Consider the following 19,560-nt stretch of genomic DNA (forward strand, 5'->3'; position numbering starts at 1 on the left):
GGTCGTCTTGCCCACGCCGAACCCGCCCGCCACCACGATCTTCGCGGAGGTGGTGGCCCGCGATGCGGAAGTCCCGTAGGCGGCCTGCGGGCTAGAGCTTGCGAAGTCCACTGAGCACCCTTTCGAGCAGTGTCACATCCGGTGCACCGCCGGGCTCGCTGCTGCTGCCCGGCTGGTGGATCGCCACCATCCCGGCCTCGGCCAGGTCGGCGACGAGAATTCGCGCCACCCCCAGAGGTATAGCGAGCAGTGCCGAGATCTCCGCGACCGACTTGACCTCCTGGCACAGGTGGCAGATCCGCTGGTGCTCCGGGAGCAGCCCCATGAGCTGCGCCGGGTCGGCGGTGGTGCTCACCAGCGCCTCTATGGCGAGCTGGTAGCGCGGGCGGGTACGCCCCCCGGTCATGGCGTACGGCCGCACCAGCGGCTGGTCGCCTTCGCCGCCGTACGGCACGTGATCGTTCAGGCCACCGTACGAACCGGGTGAGGCGGGCGGCGGGGTCATGGCTCCTCCGAGCGAGGCATGAGGTCGGCGATGCGGACTGTGGTGCTCGTGTGGGGGGAGCGGTGCCTAGTTGAGAAGGCTTCCCTGGAGTTCGGCACGGAGATCCGGGGTCAGCACCGTACCGGCCCGGTCCACCAACAGGGCCATCTCGTACCCCACCAGACCGATGTCCGCCTCCGGATGGGCCAGCACCGCCAACGAGGAACCGTCGGAGATCGACATGATGAAGAGGAACCCCCGCTCCATCTCCACCACCGTCTGATTCACCGCACCCCCCTCGAAGATGCGCGACGCACCAGCGGTCAGCGAGGTCAGACCCGACGCGACCGCCGCCAACTGATCGGCACGGTCCCGCGGGAACCCCTCGGACATGGCCAGAAGGAGGCCGTCGGCGGAGACCACCACCGTGTGCGACACCCCCGGGGTGTTCTCCACGAAGTTGGTGATCAACCAGTTCAGATTCTGCGCCGCCTGGCTCATCGGACTCAACTAACGCTCCTGCTGGTAGGTGGGGCCTATGCCGCGGCTGCCGCCGGCCCGGCCGCTTCCGGCCTGCCGGCCCTGCTGGATGCCCCGGCGGAGATTGGTCAGCCGGCCGCGGACGTCGTCGGGGGCGCGCGAGACCTGCGGACCGGTCGGCGCGGACGGCCGCTGCTGCGCGGTGCCCGCGACCAGGTTGGCGCGCGGTACGCGGCGGGGCAGGCCGGACGTGGTGACCCCGCCCGAAGCGGGCTGGCGGAGCTGTTCGGCCCGGCGCCAGCGCTCGTCGTTCGGGGTCTCCTCCCAGGTGTCGCCGGACGCGCCGGCGGCGGACCGTCCCTGGGACTTCGGCGGAGCCGCCGCGGTGGCGGCCGCGGGGGCCGAGGGCCCCCCGGCCCCCGGCCGGGACGCCCCCGCGGACGGGGAGTCGTCCGAGCCCCGCCGGCCGGCGCGCCGGGCGCTGAACCAGCTCGACTCGACCGACTCGAAGATCGGGGTGCGCTCGTCCGCGCTGGCGGTGGAGGAGCTGCCGGGCAGCTCGAAACCGGTGTTGTCGCGGACGGCGGGGACGTTCTGCTGGGGGATCGGGTACTGGCCCGTCTCCTGGGGAGCGGGAGCCTGCGGACGCGGGAACTCGCCCGTCTCCTGGGGAGCGGGAACCTGCGAGCGCGGGAACTCGCCCGTCTCCTGGGGAGCCTGCGGACGCGGGTACTGCCCCGTGTCCTGCGGAGCCTGCGGACGCGGGAACCGGCCCGTCTCCTGCGGCCCCTGGGGACCGCCCTGGCCGCCGCCCGGCTCGAGGCGCGGGAACTCGGCGGTGTCGCCGGGCCCGGAAGGCTGCTGGTACGCGCCGACACGGGGGAACTGCGCGGTGGACTCGACCTCCTCGTGCCCGCGCGGCGCGTCGGGCACCTCGCGCGGGCCGGACGCCCGGTCGCCACGGCCGTCGGCCCAGCTCGGACGCCGTTCGCCCGGCCCCGCGGGCAGCTCGCCCGCGGAGACGTCGTCGCGCCGCGCGGGCCGGTCGGCCCGGGGCTCGGGACGCGCGTCGGCGCCGAAGGAGGTCGCGTTCGTCGCGCTGGCCCCCATCGGGGCGCCCGCGCCCGGACGGGCGGGCTGCCCGGTGCCCGGACCGGGGCGGGAGGGCGGAGCGCCGAAGCCGCCTCCGGCGGGGCCACCACCGCCGACGGGGCCGGCGCCCGGCAGCGCGGCGCGCGAGGAGCCGCCCTGGACCTGGCCGCGGGTGGGCAGCGCGCCGAGCCGGCTGGTGCCGGCCGGTGCCCCGCCGCCCTGCGGCTCGCGCCGGAGCGTGGCGGACGGGCCGGGGCCCTGGCCGCCCTCGCCGGGCTTCTTCTGCTGCTGCCCGCCACGCTGGGTGACGTCGACCGGGAGCATGACCAGCGCGGTCGTGCCACCGGAGTCGGAGGGCCTGAGCTGGATGCGGATGCCGTGGCGCAGGGAGAGCCGGCCGACCACGAACAGACCCATGCGGCGGGAGACCGAGACGTCGACCGTCGGCGGGTTGGCGAGCCGCTCGTTGATCGCCGCCAGGTCCTCGGGCGACAGACCGATGCCGGTGTCGTGGATCTCGATCAGCACGCGGCCGTCGGGCAGCGCGTGACCGGTGACCTTGACCTTGGTCTGCGGCGAGGAGAACGAGGTGGCGTTCTCCAACAGCTCGGCCAGCAGGTGCACCAGGTCGTTGACGACCCGGCCCGCGACCTGGGTGGTGGGAACGGCGTTCAGCTCGATGCGCTCGTACTGCTCCACCTCGGACGCGGCGGCGCGGAGCACGTCCACCAGCGGCACCGGACGCGTCCAGCGGCGGCCGGGCTCCTCGCCCGCGAGGACGAGGAGGTTCTCGCCGTTGCGGCGCATACGGGTCGCCAGGTGGTCCAGCTTGAACAGCGAGGAGAGCTGGTCCGGGTCGGCCTCGCGGGACTCCAGCTCCGAGATGATCGACAGCTGGCGCTGGATCAGACCCTGGCTGCGGCGCGAGAGGTTGGTGAACATCGCGTTGACGTTGCCCCGCAGCAGCGCCTGCTCGGCGGCGAGCCGGACCGCCTCGCGGTGGACGTCGTCGAACGCCGCGGCCACCCGGCCGATCTCGTCACGGCTGTGGACACCGACGGACTCCACGGAGGTGTCGACGTCCTGCGGGTCCGCCTCGGAGAGCTGCTTGACCAGCTCGGGCAGACGGCGGCGGGCCACGTCCTGCGCGGTGTCCTGCAGCCGGCGCAGCGAGCGGACCATGGAGCGGGCCACGACGAACGCGCCGACCAGCGAGATGCCGAGCACCAGCAGGACCAGGACGCCGTTGAAGAAGGCGTCCTGCTGGGCCTCGGAGCGCAGCCGGCGGGCCTGGTCGTCCATCTCCGTGAGGAGGGAGGCCTCGATCCGGCCCATCTGCTCGATCTTGACCCGGTCCTGGTCGAACCAGTCCAGGTAGGAGCGGTTCTCGCGCGAGATGCCCTCGGGGTCCTTCACCACGCGCTCGGCATACTGGTCGGCCGAGGTGATGTTGACGATGCCCTCGTCGAGCGGCTTGGTGAGCTCGGCCGCGCGGCTGGTCCCGTAGATGTCGGCGAAGCGCTTGCGGGCGGCGCGCTCGCTCTCCCAGGCGGTCCTGATGTAGAGGTGGTCGCTGTCCGAGAGCTTCGGGCCGTCCTTGCGGGCCAGGCCGGCGCTGATGATCGCGCGCTGCATGGAGGCGTACTCCTTGGCGGAGGAGAACGCGGCCAGGGCGCGGGTGCTCTGGATCATGTCCGGGTTGCTGGTGGCCTGCGCCATGTCCTGCGACAGGCTCAGCAGCGACTCGATCAACTGGTTGTAGTCGTTGACCGTCTGGGAGATGTTCTGGGGGCTGTCGTACGCCCGATCCCGGATGTTCTTCAGCGTGTTGAGCTGCCGGGAGATGTCGGTGATCGTCGCCCGGACACCGGAGAGCACCTTGTCGTCGGCGCCCTCGATGCCGCTGGTGGCGTCGAAGAACGCCGCCTTGACCCGGTCGGTCTTCTCACGCGGTCCGACGACCGTGTCGTCCTTGGGGTTGCCGGTGCCGGTCAGCGGACCGGCCGAACGGTCCCGTTCCTCCTGGAGGGCCGCCGCCAACTCGGTGGCGTGCTCGGTCATCTCCGTGAGGAGCTTCATGTTGTCGAGCTGGTCGACCTCGTCCAGCGAGCTCTGGATGCGCAACGCGCCCAGCGAGGTGGCCGCCACGACCGGAAGGGCCAGCAGCGAGACCAGACGGGTACTGATGCGCCAGTTGCGCAGAGCGAGACGCGAGCCCGTCGTGCTGGGCTCCTTGGGTTTCGGGCCGGCCTCCGGTTCGCCGTCCGGCTGCGCGTTCGCGCGCTTGCCCCCGTCGGCGTCGAGGGCCTGCTCCCGGCCACCGCTCTCCTGGGCACGCTGGGGCGAGGAGCCGCGGTCGGTCGCACCGCGCAGCTCCGGGTCCCCCACAGCGCTGCCATCCCTCTTGAAACGTCCCTGCACTAGCGTCGCAACCTCTGGACCAGGCGTCCCCCCGCGAACGGCGGAACGGTATCGAGTCGGGAAGGCCCGCGAGGACCCCCCTGACGGTCGTGAGTGACCGGCGCGCCCCCGAGTCGCCGCCGCGCGGCGCTGCTGTGCGCCCCCTTGCGCGCCGGCTTTCTCTGCGGCGGTCCGTGGAATTCCAGCACAGTGCCGGAACTCCAACAAGGGCCGTGGACAAGGCCGTGACGCGAGTGACGCTGCGCAGACGATGCGTCGCGGAGGGTGCAGACGGATAACGCCCATTACGGACTTTTGGCAGCTAGCTTCCCTCTCGGCGACCGAGAGTGCTCACTGCCCCGGTAGCGGCACCGGAGAGCCGAATATCCGAATTACAGCATGTATGTCCGTTTGTCATCCCAGGCGAGACGGTCCCTTATGCGGCTTTTGCCTGACGATTCGTGAGTAAAATCACAGGCGGATCGTTATCCGAGTCATGCCTGGTGGGGAACGGGGACCCTTACGCTCAGCTTGGCAGAACCGCCGTGAACGACAAGAAGGCGAACGAGGCAGACTTGGTGAAGACGACGATGACCGCGCGGAGCGTCGCCAACCCGCGACGCACGACCCTGGCCCACCTCAAGAGCGCCGACGAGCTGATCGCGGTTCCCGCGTCCGAGCGCGCCGGCGGAGAGACGGCGAAGGCCACCGCTCTGCCCTCCCGGACCGCCAATCCGCGGCGAACCGTCCTGATGGACTCCCCCGTCGACTGACCGTATCCGCGTCCGTGGCGACGGAACGCTTCGGCCCCGCACACCGTGCGTGTGCGGGGCCGAAGCGTTTCCGCCGTGCCGGTCCTCCCGGCAGGGCTCAGTGCTGCCAGCTGTGGGGGGCGTGGTAGGTGGGGATCCGCTCCGGGCGGCGCCAGGGGGCGGGGGTGCGGCGGGGCCGCGCGGACGCCGCGGGGCGGGTGTGGGTGGCGGCACGGGCCAGGAGCAGGGCGGTGACCGCGGCGAGTTCCTCCTCGCTGGCCTGCCCCTTCTCGACCCGGACCACGTCGGTGGCGGGGCTGGGCATGAGACTCTCCCTCACTGGATCACTGGATGTCACTGGGGCGGGTTGCCGTGCTTGCGGGCGGGCAGGTCCGCGTGCTTGGTGCGCAGCATCGCCAGGGCGTGGGCGAGGGTGGCACGGGTGTCGGCCGGGTCGATGACGTCGTCCACCAGACCGCGCTCGGCCGCGTAGTAGGGGTGCATCAGCTCGGCCTTGTACTCCTTGACGAGCTTCTCCCGGACGGCCTCGGGGTCGTCGGCCGCGGCGATCTGCCGGCGGAAGATGACGTTCGCGGCGCCCTCGGCGCCCATCACCGCGATCTCGTTGGTCGGCCACGCGTAGGTGACGTCCGCGCCGATGGACTGGGAGTCCATCACGATGTACGCCCCGCCGTAGGCCTTCCGCAGGATCAGCGAGATCCGCGGCACGGTGGCGTTGCAGTACGCGTACAGCAGCTTCGCGCCGTGCCGGATGATCCCGCCGTGCTCCTGGTCCACCCCCGGCAGGAAGCCGGGCACGTCCAGCAGCGTGATGATGGGGATGTTGAACGCGTCGCACATCTGCACGAAGCGGGCGGCCTTCTCCGAGGCGTGGATGTCCAGCACCCCGGCCAGCACGTTGGGCTGGTTGGCCACGAGCCCCACCACCTGCCCGTCGATCCGGGCCAGCGCGCAGATGATGTTGTTGGCCCAGCGCTCGTGGACCTCCAGCACCTCGCCGTCGTCGACGATCTCCTCGATCACCGCGCGCATGTCGTAGGGGCGGTTCCCGTCGGCCGGCACCAGGTCCACCAGCGTCTCACACCGCCGGTCCACCGGATCGGCGCACTCGGTCCGCGGCGGGTTCTCCCGGTTGTTGGACGGCAGCATCGACAGCAGGTAGCGGACCTCCTCCAGACAGGTGGCCTCGTCGTCGTAGACGAAGTGCGCCACGCCGGAGGTGGTGGCGTGCACGTCCGCGCCGCCCAGCCCGTTCTGGGTGATCTCCTCGCCGGTCACCGCCTGGACCACGTCGGGCCCGGTGATGAACATCTGCGAGGTCTCGCGGACCATGAAGACGAAGTCGGTCAGCGCCGGGGAGTAGGCCGCGCCGCCCGCGCACGGGCCCAGCATCACCGAGATCTGCGGGATCACCCCGCTCGCCTTGGTGTTGCGCTGGAAGATCCCGCCGTAGCCGGCGAGCGCCACCACACCCTCCTGGATGCGGGCCCCGGCCCCGTCGTTGAGCGAGACCAGCGGCGCGCCCGCCGCGATGGCCATGTCCATGATCTTGTGGATCTTCTGCGCGTGGGCCTCGCCCAGCGCCCCGCCGAAGATCCGGAAGTCGTGGGCGTAGACGAACACCGTCCGGCCCTCGACCGTGCCCCAGCCGGTGATCACCCCGTCGGTGTACGGCCGCTTGGCCTCCAGGCCGAACCCGGTGGCCCGGTGCCGCCGCAACGGCCCCACCTCGTGGAACGAACCCGGATCCAGCAGCAGCTCGATCCGCTCACGGGCCGTCAGCTTGCCCTTGGCGTGCTGTGCCTCGGTCGCCTTCTCGCTCGGGCCGCGCCGCACCTGCTCGCGAATGGCCTGCAACTCCGCCACACGGCCACGGGTGTCGCTCGCCGCTGACGGCGCCTGGGACAGATCGGTCATGTACGAACCCTACGAAACAACTCCGCCGTAGACCGTCGTTGGATTCGTACAGTCTCCACCCGCGATTCATGGTCACGCTGGACAGAACCGTGCACCCGAAAGGGCGTACACCTGCGAGAGGCTCCTGGTTTTGCCGCCGCGCACTGTGGGGTTCCCACAATGCGCGGCGGCGAACGTCAGAGGTATGCGACGAACGTCCCGTGACGGACGGTCAGCCCCGGGGCTCGACACCGGCGCGCAGCAACCCGTACGCGTAGGCGTCGACGAGGGCCTGCCAGGAGGCGGCGATGACGTTGTCGGCGACCCCGACGGTGGACCACTCGCCGGCGCCGTCGCCGGTGGAGACCAGCACCCGGGTGGTGGACTCGGTCCCCTGCGTGCCCGCCAGGATGCGGACCTTGTAGTCCACCAGACCCATCTGGGCGAGCTGGGGGTAGATCCGCTCCAGCGCCAGCCGCAGCGCCCGGTCCAGGGCGTTGACGGGGCCGTTCCCCTCGGCCGTGGAGACGATGCGCTCGCCCTTGGCCCACAGCTTCACGGTCGCCTCGTTGGCGTGGGAGCCGTCGGGCCGGGTCTCCACGATGGTGCGCCAGGACTCGGTGGTGAAGAAGCGCAGCGGGCGGCCCTCCACCTCCTCGCGCAGCAGGAGTTCGAAGGAGGCGTCGGCGGCCTCGTAGCTGTAGCCCTTGAGCTCGCGCTCCTTGACCCTCTCCACGATCCGGCCGACCAGCTCCCGGTCGCCGCCGAGGTCGATCCCCAGTTCCTTGCCCTTGAGCTCGACCGAGGCGCGGCCGGCCATGTCGGAGACGAGCATCCGCAGCCGGTTGCCGACCAGCTCGGGGTCGATGTGCTGGTACAGGTCGGGGTCCACCTTGATGGCGGAGGCGTGCAGTCCGGCCTTGTGCGCGAAGGCCGAGACGCCGACGTACGGCTGGTGGGTGGAGGGCGCGATGTTGACGACCTCGGCGATGGCGTGGGAGATCCGGGTCGCCTCGCGCAGCGCGCCCTCGGGCAGGACCCGCATGTCGTACTTCAGTTCCAGCGCGGCGACGACGGAGAAGAGGTTGGCGTTGCCCACGCGCTCGCCGTAGCCGTTGGCGGTGCACTGCACGTGCGTGGCGCCCGCGTCCACGGCGGCGAGGGTGTTGGCGACGGCGCAGCCGGTGTCGTCCTGGGCGTGGATGCCCAGACGGGCGCCGGTGTCGGCGCGGACGGTCCGCACCACGGCCTGCACCTGGGCCGGGAGCATGCCGCCGTTGGTGTCGCACAGGACCACCACGTCGGCACCGGCCTCGTGGGCGGTGCGCACCACCTGCTTGGCGTACTCGGGATTGGCGTGGTAGCCGTCGAAGAAGTGCTCGCAGTCGACGAAGACACGGCGGCCCGCGGCCCGCAGGTGCTCCACGGTGTCGCGGACCATCGCCAGGTTCTCCTCCAGCGTGGTGCGCAGCGCCAGTTCCACGTGGCGGTCGTGGGCCTTGGCGACGAGGGTCACCACCGGCGCCTCGGAGTCGATCAGGGCCTGCACCTGGGGGTCGTCGGCCGCGGCGACGCCCGCCTTGCGGGTGGCGCCGAAGGCGACGAGCCGCGCGTGCCGGAAGTCGATCTCCTCACGGGCGCGCCGGAAGAACTCGGTGTCCCGGGGGTTGGCCCCCGGCCAGCCGCCTTCGATGAAGCCGACACCGAAGTCGTCCAGGTGGCGGGCGATGGTCAGCTTGTCCGTGACGGAGAGGTTGATCCCCTCGCGCTGGGCTCCGTCACGGAGGGTGGTGTCGAAGACGTGAAACGCGTCACTGACGTGGGACGCGTCCCCCGGCTGCTGGGAGTCCGCGGCGTCGGTCATGCTGGTCTGGCTCCTGTCGGATGAGTGAAGGTCCGGAAGGCTTGGCCCCACTTGTCCCCATCATCCCGCACGCCCTCGTCCCGCCCGGTTGGGGTCGGAAAACGAAAAAACCTCTCGCGGGTGCGAGAGGTCTGCGCGCGGGTCTGGGACACGGTGTCCACCACCGCACCGGATGTGCACGGAGGCGGTCACTGCGGACCGGCGCGCCTGCTGCCGATAATCATGGCGTACGAAGGCACGGGTGCAGTCTGACACGGACGCCCCGGCGGTGGGAAAACGGTCTCACGATGTGGGAGCGTCCGGCCGGCTCCCCCACGGCCCGTGCCGCCGTGGCCGGGCGGCGCGACCGGCGAGCGGGGCTGCCGGTCGCGCCGGGACCAGGACGCGCGGACGGGTGCGCCGACGGCGTCGGCGGGCATCGGATCAGGCCAGCTTGTGCATCCAGCCGTAACGGTCCTCCGCGCGACCGGTCTGGATGGCGAGGAGCCTCTCGCGCAGCCTCATCGTGACCTCGCCCGGCTCGCCGTCGCCGACGGTCCACTGCGCGGCGGTCGACTTCACCGTGCCGACCGGGGTGATGACGGCAGCGGTGCCGCAGGCGAACACCTCGGTGATCGTTCCGTCGATGTTGCCCTCGCGCCACTCCTCGACGGAGATGAGGCGCTCCTCGGTGCGGTAGCCCATGTCCGCGGCGATGGTCAGCAGCGAGTCCCGGGTGATGCCCGGCAGCAGGGTGCCGGTCAGCTTGGGGGTGACGATGGTGGCGTCGGCGCCCGATCCCACCACGAAGTACATGTTCATGCCGCCCATTTCCTCGACCCAGCGGCGCTCGCCGGCGTCCAGGTACGCCACCTGCTCGCAGCCGTGCTCGGCCGCCTCGGCCTGGGGGAGGAGGGAGGCCGCGTAGTTGCCGCCCGTCTTCGCCTCGCCGGTGCCGCCGGGAGCGGCGCGCACGTACTCCCGCGAGATCCACACCGAGACCGGCTTGACCCCCCTGGGGAAGTACGCGCCGGCGGGCGAGGCGATCACCATGAACAGGTACTCGTTCGCGGGCCGGACCCCGAGGCCGACCTCCGAGGCGAACATGAAGGGCCGCAGGTAGAGCGACTGCTCGGCCTGGTGGGGCACCCACGCCTTGTCCTGGCGCACCAGCAGGTCGCACGCCTCGACGAAGGTCTCCACCGGCAGTTCGGGCATGGCCAGCCGACGCGCCGAGCGCTGGAAGCGCGCGGCGTTGGCCTCCGGACGGAAGACGGCGACCGAACCGTCGGGCTGACGGTACGCCTTGAGGCCCTCGAAGATCGTCTGGGCGTAGTGCAGCGTCATGTTCGCCGGGTCCATCTGGAGCGGTGCGTAGGGCTGCAACTGCGCGTCGTGCCATCCCCGGCCCTCGGTCCACCGGATGGTGACCATGTGGTCGGTGAAGTACCGGCCGAATCCGGGGTCGGCGAGGATCGCCTCGCGCTCCGCGTCGGACAGCGGCTGCGCGGAGGGCTTGAGATCGAAGTCGATACGGGGCGTCGTCATGTGAGCGCGTCCTTCACTGTGTGTCGTGGCGGACCGCGCTCCCGTCGTCCCGACGGTAGTAGGACGTCCGAGCTTCCCCGCATACGGAAGCCCGCGTCCGATTATCGGGCGGTGGACCGTACGGCGAGCACGGGTGGGCGGTCCTGGGGTAGATGGTCGCACCCAACCGCCGAGTAGCACAGCGGCCGGGCGCCCGCGGGCCCGGCCGAGCGTGCGGCGGGGCTCGCTAGTCGGCTACTCGTACCGCGAGCGCGTCGCCGATCTCGTCGGTGGTTCGGGCGCCGGAGCGCTCCGCGAGGTCGGCGGAGACCGCCTCCTCGATCCGCGCGGCCTCGGACTCGAAGCCGAGGTGTCGCAGCATCAGCGCGACGGAGAGGATCGTCGCGGTGGGGTCGGCCTTGCCGGTGCCGGCGATGTCGGGCGCGGAACCGTGGACCGGCTCGAACATCGACGGGAAGGCCCCGGTGGGGTTGATGTTCCCGGAGGCGGCCAGCCCGATGCCACCGGAGACGGCGGCGGCCAGGTCGGTCAGGATGTCGCCGAAGAGGTTGTCGGTGACGATCACGTCGAAGCGCTCGGGCTGGGTGACGAAGAAGATCGTCGCGGCGTCCACGTGGAGGTAGTCGGTGGTGACCTCGGGGTACTCCTCGCCGACCCTGTCGAAGATGTTCTTCCACAGGTGACCGGCGTGCACGAGGACGTTGTTCTTGTGGACCAGCGTGAGCTTCCTGCGCGGCCGGGCCTTGGCCTGCTCGTACGCGTACCGCACCACGCGCTCGACGCCGTAGGCGGTGTTCACGCTGACCTCGGTGGCCACCTCGGCCGGGGTGCCGGTGCGCAGGGAGCCGCCGTTGCCCGTGTACGGACCCTCGGTGCCCTCGCGGACGACGACGAAGTCGATCTCCGGGCGGCCCGCGAGCGGGGTCGCCGTGCCGGGGAAGAGCTTCGACGGCCGCAGGTTGACGTAGTGGTCGAAGGCGAAGCGCAGCTTGAGCAGCAGCCCGCGCTCCAGCACGCCGGAGGGCACGGACGGGGCGCCGATCGCGCCGAGCAGGATCGCGTCGTGACCCTTCAGCCGCTCCAGCTCCGCGTCCGGCAGGGTCTCCCCCGTGGCGTGCCAGCGCTTCGCGCCGAGGTCGTACTCCTGTGTCTGCAGCTTCACGTCCTCCGGCAGGACGGCGGACAGGACCTTCAGGCCCTGGGCCACGACCTCCTGGCCGATGCCGTCACCGGGGATCACTGCGAGGTTGATGCTGCGAGACATGGGGAGGACCTTACCGTTCGTCCCAGGAGATGACACGAGCCGTCCACGATGCGGACCGGAGCCCCGCCGGACGGGCGCCTTCCGGGCGTTCAGTGGCCCGTGGCGCCACCGTTGTCGCGCCGGTCCAGCGCCCGCTGGAGGGCGGCGGCGGCGTTCTTGCGAGCGTCGTCGTCGTGGGTGCGGATGGTGTGACGGGCACGGCGGCGTGCGGTCTCGTCCATGATCGAACTCCCTGTGGAGACGGAAACCGGAAAGGTGGGGAAAGGGGGATCCCGACGTGCCGTAAGCGGCGGGGGCGTGCGGTGCGGCAGGGGTCGCCTGCGACGGGGCACCGCGCCTCGTCCGCCAGTCGCTGATGGAGCGAGACGTTCGGCTCCTACCAAAGTAAGGGTTGAAAGCTGTGATGTCCCGCCTAATAGTTGGCCTTCCTACTATCTGAGACGGCAACCTCCCTGACCTGGGCTTTCGGCACTGTGACCCGGAGCACTCCGCCCGTCCGGAGGAGACGGCGCCCGAAGCGTCGTTCCGCCGTCGAACCCGCCTCCCGGCGGTCCCGGAGCCGCCCGTACGGCACCGCGGTCGCGATCCCCGACCGTGGAGACGGCGCCGCCCCCGTCCGCGGGGGTCCGGACGGGGGCGGCGGGCACGGGCCGACGGAGGGGAGGATCAGCCCATGTGCGGGTAGCGGTAGTCGGTCGGCGGGACCAGCGTCTCCTTGATGGAGCGGGTGGAGGTCCAGCGCATCAGGTTCTGCTTGGAGCCCGCCTTGTCGTTGGTGCCCGAGGCGCGGCCTCCGCCGAAGGGCTGCTGGCCGACGACGGCGCCGGTGGGCTTGTCGTTGATGTAGAAGTTGCCCGCGGCGAAGCGCAGCACCTCACAGGCGTGGGCCGCCGCGGCGCGGTCCTGGGCGATGATGCTGCCGGTCAGCCCGTACGGGGCGACCGACTCCATCTGCTCCAGCACCGTCCCGTACTCGCCGTCGTCGTAGACGTGCACGGCCAGGATCGGGCCGAAGTACTCCTGCCAGAAGACCTCGCTGCCCGGGTCGGTGCAGGTCACCACGGTCGGGCGGACGAAGTAGCCGACGCTGTCGTCGTAGCCGCCGCCGGCGATGATCTCGCAGGCCGGGTCGGACTTCGCCCGCTCGATGGCGGCCTTGTTCTTGGCGAAGGCGCGCTCGTCGATGACGGCACCCATGAAGTTCGACAGGTCGGTGACGTCGCCCATGGTCAGGCCCTCGACCTCGGCGACGAACTCGTCCCGGAAGCCGTTCTCCCAGATCGAGCGCGGGATGTAGGCGCGCGAGGCGGCCGAGCACTTCTGGCCCTGGTACTCGAAGGCGCCGCGGGTCAGCGCGGTCCTCAGCACCGCGGGGTCGGCCGAGGGGTGGGCGACGACGAAGTCCTTGCCGCCGGTCTCGCCGACCAGCCTCGGGTACGTCTTGTAGTTCTCGATGTTGTTGCCGACCGTCTTCCACAGGTACTGGAAGGTCTTGGTCGAGCCGGTGAAGTGGATGCCCGCGAGGTCGGGGTGGGCCAGCGCCACCTCGGAGACCTCCTTGCCGTCACCGGTCAGCAGGTTGATCACGCCCGCCGGCAGACCGGCCTCCTCCAGCAGCCTCATCACCGTCACGGCCGCGAAGGTCTGGGTCGGGGACGGCTTCCAGAGGACCACGTTCCCCATCAGGGCCGGGGCGGTGGGCAGGTTGCCCGCGATGGCGGTGAAGTTGAAGGGCGTGATCGCGTAGACGAAGCCCTCCAGCGGACGGTGGTCCAGCCGGTTCCACACGCCCGGGGAGTTGGCGACCGGCTGCTCGGCCAGGATCTGGCGGGCGTAGTGGACGTTGAAGCGCCAGAAGTCCACCAGTTCGCAGGGGGTGTCGATCTCCGCCTGCTGCGCGGTCTTGGACTGGCCGAGCATGGTGGCGGCGGCCACCGTCTCGCGCCAGGGGCCGGCGAGCAGCTCGGCGGCCCGCAGGAAGATCGCGGCGCGGTCGTCGAAGGACATCGAGCGCCACGCGGGGGCGGCCTCGAGCGCGGCGTCGATGGCGTCCTGCGCGTCCTGCCGGGTGGCGTGGGCGGCGGTGCCGAGCACCGCCCGGTGGTTGTGGGGCTGTACGACGTCGAAGCGCTCGCCGCCGCCCATCCGCTTCTTGCCCCCGATGGTCATCGGCAGGTCGGTGGGGTTCCCGGCCAGCTCCTTGAGCCTGGCCTCGAGACGGGCGCGCTCCGGCGATCCGGGTGCGTAGGTGTGCACCGGCTCGTTCACCGGCGTGGGGACCTGGGTCACAGCGTCCATGAGCCGTGTCTCCTTCGAAGGTCGATCGTGTCGTGGGTCCGGCCGGTCGCGGCCGCCGACGCTCAGTTCCGGGTGGTCAGCGAGCGCAGGAAGAACAGCAGGTTGGCGGGGCGCTCGGCGAGGCGCCGCATGAAGTACCCGTACCAGTCGGTGCCGTACGGGACGTACACGCGCATCCGGTGCCCCTCGGCGGTCAGCCGCCTCTGCTCGGCCCCGCGGATGCCGTACAGCATCTGGAACTCGTACTCGTCCGGCTTGCGGCCGGAGCGCCGTGCCAGTTCCTGGGCGATGGCCACCATCCGCGGGTCGTGCGAGGCCACCATGGGATAGCCCTTCCCCGCCATCAGGATTCGAAGACAGCGGACGTACGCCCGGTCCACCTCGCGCTTGTCCTGGTGGGCGACGCTCGCCGGCTCCTTGTAGGCGCCCTTCACCAGACGCACCCGGGAGCCCTCGCCGGCCAGGGCCCGGCAGTCGTCCTCGGTGCGGTACAGGCACGACTGCAGCACGGCGCCCGTGGCGGGGAACCGCTCGCGCAGCTTCGCCAGGATCGCCAGCGTGGAGTCGACCGTGGTGTGGTCCTCCATGTCCAGGGTGACGGTCGTGCCGGCCTCGGCGGCGGCCTCGACGACCGGCAGGACGTTGGCGTACGCGATGTCGTCGCCGCCCGGCAGGGCCTGCCCGAAGGCGGAGAGCTTCACCGACATCTCGGCGCGCTTCCCGAGCCCCTCGCGGCCGAGGGCCTCGGCCAGCGCCAGGTAGGCGTCGCGGGCGCGCAGGGCCTCGGTGCGGTCGGTGACGTCCTCGCCCAGGTGGTCGATGGTGACCTCCAGCCCCTGGTCGGTCAGGGAGCGGACGGTGGTCAGGGCCTGGTCGAGGCGCTCTCCGGCGATGTACCGGTCCACCACGGGACGGGTGACCGGCGCGGCCGAGACGACGCGGCGGATGCTGTCGCTGCGCGAGGCCGCGAGGAGCACGGAACCCAGCACGGGGCACCTCCACGGATGGTTCTTCGACGGTGGACAAGCGGCCAGGAAAGCCACCGTCGAACCTAAGGATCGCTCCGCGGGCCCGCCATCGACAGCTGTCACGCATCCGTGGCCCGGATCTCAGACACCTGTATGACAATGAGGGGGGTCGCGGAGGCGCCGGCGGCCACGGGGACGGAAGACGGAGCGGACGATGCGCGAGGAGTACCAGGAACTGATCGACGAGGTGACCGCCCTCCTCGGCACGCCCGCGACACTGGAGAACCGCGACTTCGGACTGATCGCGTTCGGCGCCCACGGCGGGGACGGCGACGACGGCGGGGAGGATCCCGTCTTCCTGACGGACCCGGTCCGCGCCCGCTCGATCCTCCAGCGCCGCTCGACCGCGCGGGTGCGGGCCTGGTTCGAGAGCTTCGGCATCACCCGTGCGGTGGCGCCCGTACGGATTCCGCCGGACCCCTCGGCCGGGGTGCTGCGGGGGCGGATCTGCGTGCCGGTCCGGCACGGCGGCGCGCTCCTCGGCTACATCTGGCTGCTGGACGACGGCGCCCTGGAACTGACCGACCCCCGGTTGGCGGACGTCCGGGCCGCCGCCGACCGCATCGGCGCGCTCCTGGCCGCCGAGGCCCGCGCGGGCGCGCGCCGGGGCGAACTGCTGTACACCCTGATCACCGCGGCGCCCGGACGCCGGGCGGCGGAGGTCGAGCTGGCCGGGGAGCTGGGCGCCCTGGCGACCGGACCGCTGACGGTGGTGGCCGTGGTGCCCTGGGGCGAGGAGGACGGGGACGCCGCCGGGTCTCCCCCCGCCTTCGGCCGGGGGATCTCCGGCGCGGTCGCCGCCTGCATGGTGCCCGGGGCGGGGGCGTCCCCGCCGAAGTCGGGGGGAGCGCTGGCCGTCCTCGTCCGGCTGCTCTCCCTCGGCGGCCTCGACCCGGCGCGCGCCGCCGCCGAGCGGCTGCTGCGGTCACCGCACGCCGACGGCCGGGGCGGTGGACGGGAGGCCGGCGCCGGCGCCGCGGCGGGGATCGGCGCGCCCTGCGAGGGGCTGTCGGGGGTGCCCGGGGCCTGGCGGCAGGCGCTGTCCGCGGCACGGGCCGCCCGGGCGGAGCGGAGGCTCGGGCCGGTGGCGCGGTGGGACCGGATCGGGCCGTACCGGATGCTGACCTCGTTGACGACCTCGCCCGGGGGTCTTTCCGACGACACCCCCGGCGGCTCCGCCGCGGCCCTGCCGGACGCGTCGGTGCGGGCGCTGCTGGAGCCCGGCCGCCGGGAGCTGGCCCGGACGGCCGAGGTCTTCCTCGACTGCGCGGGGCAGGCCGGCCGTACGGCGACCGCGCTCGGCATCCACCGGCAGACCCTGTACTACCGGCTGGCGCGGGTGGAGCAGCTCACCGGGCTCGACCTGGACGACGGCGAGGACCGGCTGTTGCTGCACATGGCGCTCAAGACCGCCCGGCTGCTCCGGAGCTGACCCGGAGGAGGACGGCCCCGGTCCCGACGTCCTCCGGAAACGCCACGGACGGGCCGCGGACGCCGACGGCGGCCCGACACGGAGGAGGTCCGTGCCCGGGCCGCCGCACTGTTGTCGGTCGTGCCTCCGGAGGGTCAGTCCTCCAGGTTGACGCTGCGGGCCGAGGTGGCGCCGATCTCGGTCGCGATCTCGTTGAGCACCGCGGCCGGGATGGTGTCGTCCACGGTGAGGGCGACCAGCGCCTCACCGCCCTCCTCGGCGCGCGAGACCTGCATGCCGGCGATGTTGATGCCGGCCTCGCCGAGGATGCGGCCGACGGTGCCGACCACACCGGGGCGGTCGGTGTAGCGCAGGAAGGCCATGTGCTCGGCGAGCGCCAGGTCGACGTCGTACTCGCCGACGGCGACGATCTTCTGGAGGTACTTCGGGCCGGACAGGGTGCCGGAGACCGAGACCTCCTCGCCGTCCGCGAGGGTGCCGCGCACCGTGACCACGTTGCGGTGCTCGGGGGACTCCGAGCTGGTGGTCAGGCGGACCTCCACACCGCGCTCCTGGGCGAACAGCGGCGCGTTGACGTAGCTGACCGTCTCGTCCACCACGTCCTCGAAGACGCCCTTGAGCGCGGAGAGCTCCAGCACCTTGACGTCGTGCTGGGTGATCTCGCCGTAGACCTCGACGTCCAGCCGGACGGCGACCTCGCCCGCCAGCGCGGTGAAGATCCGGCCCAGCCGCTCGGCCAGCGGCAGTCCGGGCCGCACCTCCTCGGCGATCACACCGCCCTGGACGTTGACCGCGTCCGGGACCAGCTCGCCGGCGAGCGCCAGCCGCACGGACTTGGCGACCGCGATGCCCGCCTTCTCCTGGGCCTCCCCGGTGGAGGCGCCCAGGTGCGGGGTGACCACGACGTTGTCGAAGGCGAACAGCGGGGAGTCGGTGCACGGCTCGCTGGAGAACACGTCCAGGCCCGCGCCCGCGACCCGGCCCTCCTTCAGGGCCGACAGCAGCGCCTCCTCGTCGACGATGCCGCCGCGCGCGGCGTTGACGATCCGCACGGTCGGCTTGACCTTGTGGAGCGCCTCGTCGCCGATCAGGCCCAGCGTCTCGGGGGTCTTGGGAAGGTGGACGGTGATGAAGTCCGACACCTCCAGCAGCTCGTCCAGGGAGAGCAGCTTGACGCCCATCTGCGCGGCCCGCGCGGGCTGCACGTACGGGTCGTACGCGACGATCCTCATGCCGAAGGCGGACATGCGCTGGGCCACCAGGACGCCGATGCGGCCGAGGCCGACGACGCCGAGGGTCTTCTCCGCGAGCTCGACGCCGGTGTACTTGCTCCGCTTCCACTCGCCGTTCTTCAGGGCGGCGTTGGCCTGCGGGATGTTGCGCGCCGTGGAGATCAGCAGGCCGCAGGCGAGTTCGGCGGCGGTGACGATGTTGGAGGTCGGCGCGTTGACGACCATCACACCGGCCTTGGTGGCGGCGGGGACGTCGACGTTGTCCAGGCCGACGCCCGCGCGCGCGACGACCTTCAGCCGCTTGGCGGCGGCGATGGCCTCGGCGTCGACCTTGGTGGCGCTGCGCACCAGGATGGCGTCGACGTCGGCGATGGCGGGGATCAGCTCAGCGCGGTCGGCTCCGTTGCAGTGCCGGATCTCGAAGTCCGGGCCAAGTGCGTCGACCGTGGCCGGCGAGAGTTCTTCGGCGATGAGTACTACGGGTTTGCTCACTTCGGTCTTCAGTCCTCACTGGTCCTGGGGGCCCCTCCCGTGCCCGGGGGCCACGGAGGAGCACGGCCGCGTCCCGACGGCCGAGGGCGGTGGAGGTGGGCAGCCGCGTGGAGACGCACGACGCTGTGAGCCTGTGACGCGCTTGTGCTGTCAGTCTATCGGCGAAGCGGCGGCCCCGGTGCCAGAGCGCCGGGGCCGCGTCGCCTCGCCGGCGAGCCGTCCATCCACCTGCGGACGGGTCGGCGGGAGTCGGGCGGGATCTCCTGCTCAGTCCTCGTCGCTGACCCAGCTCATGAGCTTGCGCAGCTCACGGCCGGTGGTCTCCAGCAGGTGGTCGGAGTCGGCCTTCTTGTACTCGTTGTACTTGGGCAGGCCGGCGTCGTACTCGGCCATCCAGTTCCTGGCGAAGGTGCCGTCCTGGATCTCGGCGAGGACCTTCTTCATCTCGGCCTTGGTGTTCTCGTTGATGATCCGCGGGCCGGTGACGTAGTCGCCCCACTCCGCGGTCTCGGAGATCGACCAGCGCATCTTCTCCAGGCCGCCCTCGTACATCAGGTCCACGATCAGCTTCAGCTCGTGGAGGCACTCGAAGTACGCGATCTCCGGCTGGTAGCCGGCCTCGACCAGGGTCTCGAAGCCCGCCTTCACCAGCGCCGCGGTACCGCCGCACAGCACGGCCTGCTCGCCGAACAGGTCGGTCTCGGTCTCCTCGGTGAAGGTGGTCTTGATGACGCCGGCCCGGGTGCCGCCGATGCCCTTGGCGTAGGACAGGGCGAGCTGGAAGGCGCCGCCCGTGGCGTCCTGCTCGACGGCCGCGATGCACGGCACGCCGCGGCCCTCCTCGAACTGACGGCGGACCAGGTGGCCCGGGCCCTTGGGGGCGACCATGCAGACGTCCACGCCGGCCGGGGGCTTGATGAAGCCGAACCGGATGTTGAAGCCGTGGCCGAAGAAGAGGGCGTCGCCGTCCTTGAGGTTGGGGGCGATGGACTCCTCGTAGACCTTGGCCTGGATCGGGTCCGGGACCAGGACCATGATCACGTCGGCCTCGGCGGCGGCCTCGGCCGGGGTGACCACGCGCAGCCCCTGCTCCTCGGCCTTGACGCGGGACTTGGAACCCTCGGGGAGGCCGACCCGGACGTCGACGCCCGAGTCGCGCAGCGACAGGGCGTGGGCGTGGCCCTGGCTGCCGTACCCCAGGACCGCGACCTTGCGGCCCTGGATGATGGACAGGTCGGCGTCGTCGTCGTAGAACAGCTCGGCCACTTCGGATATCTCCTTGTTCTTGCTGTACGGGG

Annotated in this window: 15 protein-coding genes and 1 pseudogene; 2 read left to right on the plus strand and 14 right to left on the minus strand. The window is 71.6% G+C overall.

Annotated elements, in window-relative coordinates; translation table 11 throughout:
- The 4 genes and pseudogenes from ABD335_RS27650 to ABD335_RS27665 all read right to left on the minus strand — a co-directional run.
- Positions 1 to 111, minus strand: a pseudogene (locus ABD335_RS27650) (ATP-binding protein); the annotation flags it as partial.
- Positions 92 to 505: a DUF742 domain-containing protein gene (locus tag ABD335_RS27655; RefSeq protein ID WP_344328390.1), complete on the minus strand. Its 414-nt coding sequence runs from the start codon at positions 503 to 505 to the stop codon at positions 92 to 94. The gene ABD335_RS27655 and the pseudogene ABD335_RS27650, both read right to left, overlap by 20 nt.
- Before the next feature lie 66 nt (positions 506 to 571).
- Positions 572 to 985 (minus strand): roadblock/LC7 domain-containing protein, encoded by a 414-nt coding sequence (locus ABD335_RS27660; RefSeq protein WP_155072008.1) that lies wholly within the window; start codon positions 983 to 985, stop codon positions 572 to 574.
- A gap of 9 nt (positions 986 to 994) precedes the next feature.
- Entirely contained in the window at positions 995 to 4,477 is a 3,483-nt protein-coding gene (locus ABD335_RS27665) for a sensor histidine kinase (protein WP_344328393.1), read from the minus strand.
- Positions 4,478 to 5,034: 557 nt separating this feature from the next.
- On the opposite strand from ABD335_RS27665, the gene ABD335_RS27670 reads away from it, so the two are divergent.
- Positions 5,035 to 5,229: a hypothetical protein gene (locus ABD335_RS27670; protein WP_344328920.1), complete on the plus strand. Its 195-nt coding sequence runs from the start codon at positions 5,035 to 5,037 to the stop codon at positions 5,227 to 5,229.
- 97 nt (positions 5,230 to 5,326) lie between these two features.
- Here ABD335_RS27670 and ABD335_RS27675 read toward each other — a convergent pair whose 3' ends face one another.
- From ABD335_RS27675 to ABD335_RS27710, 8 genes are all read right to left on the minus strand, one after another.
- Complete coding sequence (locus tag ABD335_RS27675; RefSeq protein ID WP_344328396.1) at positions 5,327 to 5,533, minus strand: acyl-CoA carboxylase epsilon subunit; 207 nt, start codon at positions 5,531 to 5,533, stop codon at positions 5,327 to 5,329.
- A 29-nt stretch (positions 5,534 to 5,562) separates the two neighbouring features.
- On the minus strand, positions 5,563 to 7,146 hold the full coding sequence (locus ABD335_RS27680; protein ID WP_344328398.1) for an acyl-CoA carboxylase subunit beta: 1,584 nt from the start codon (positions 7,144 to 7,146) through the stop codon (positions 5,563 to 5,565).
- A gap of 211 nt (positions 7,147 to 7,357) precedes the next feature.
- A complete protein-coding gene (gene cimA, locus ABD335_RS27685; RefSeq protein ID WP_344328400.1) occupies positions 7,358 to 8,989 on the minus strand; it encodes a citramalate synthase in 1,632 nt (543 codons plus the stop codon).
- Between the two features lie 423 nt (positions 8,990 to 9,412).
- Positions 9,413 to 10,516 carry a branched-chain amino acid aminotransferase gene (locus ABD335_RS27690; RefSeq protein WP_344328401.1) on the minus strand — a complete coding sequence of 368 codons (1,104 nt, stop codon included), beginning with the start codon at positions 10,514 to 10,516 and terminating at the stop codon, positions 9,413 to 9,415.
- Positions 10,517 to 10,742: 226 nt separating this feature from the next.
- Positions 10,743 to 11,780, minus strand: coding sequence for a 3-isopropylmalate dehydrogenase (locus tag ABD335_RS27695; RefSeq protein ID WP_344328403.1), 1,038 nt, complete (start codon positions 11,778 to 11,780; stop codon positions 10,743 to 10,745).
- An 89-nt stretch (positions 11,781 to 11,869) separates the two neighbouring features.
- On the minus strand, positions 11,870 to 12,001 hold the full coding sequence (locus ABD335_RS27700; RefSeq protein ID WP_344328955.1) for a hypothetical protein: 132 nt from the start codon (positions 11,999 to 12,001) through the stop codon (positions 11,870 to 11,872).
- 445 nt (positions 12,002 to 12,446) lie between these two features.
- Positions 12,447 to 14,078, minus strand: a complete 1,632-nt coding sequence (gene pruA / locus ABD335_RS27705; RefSeq protein WP_344328404.1) for an L-glutamate gamma-semialdehyde dehydrogenase — start codon at positions 14,076 to 14,078, stop codon at positions 12,447 to 12,449.
- 62 nt (positions 14,079 to 14,140) lie between these two features.
- A complete protein-coding gene (locus tag ABD335_RS27710) occupies positions 14,141 to 15,067 on the minus strand; it encodes a proline dehydrogenase family protein (protein WP_344328405.1) in 927 nt (308 codons plus the stop codon).
- Between the two features lie 193 nt (positions 15,068 to 15,260).
- Between ABD335_RS27710 and ABD335_RS27715 the strand changes: the two genes are divergently transcribed.
- Positions 15,261 to 16,538, plus strand: a complete 1,278-nt coding sequence (locus ABD335_RS27715) for a PucR family transcriptional regulator (protein ID WP_344328406.1) — start codon at positions 15,261 to 15,263, stop codon at positions 16,536 to 16,538.
- Positions 16,539 to 16,672: 134 nt separating this feature from the next.
- Here ABD335_RS27715 and serA read toward each other — a convergent pair whose 3' ends face one another.
- Both serA and ilvC read right to left on the minus strand, forming a co-directional pair.
- Positions 16,673 to 18,262, minus strand: coding sequence for a phosphoglycerate dehydrogenase (gene serA, locus ABD335_RS27720; protein ID WP_344328409.1), 1,590 nt, complete (start codon positions 18,260 to 18,262; stop codon positions 16,673 to 16,675).
- Between the two features lie 267 nt (positions 18,263 to 18,529).
- Positions 18,530 to 19,528, minus strand: coding sequence for a ketol-acid reductoisomerase (gene ilvC, locus ABD335_RS27725; RefSeq protein WP_344328411.1), 999 nt, complete (start codon positions 19,526 to 19,528; stop codon positions 18,530 to 18,532).
- Positions 19,529 to 19,560: the final 32 nt, after the last annotated feature.

This window comes from Streptomyces macrosporus, from assembly GCF_039533145.1.
GTDB lineage: Bacteria > Actinomycetota > Actinomycetes > Streptomycetales > Streptomycetaceae > Streptomyces > Streptomyces macrosporus.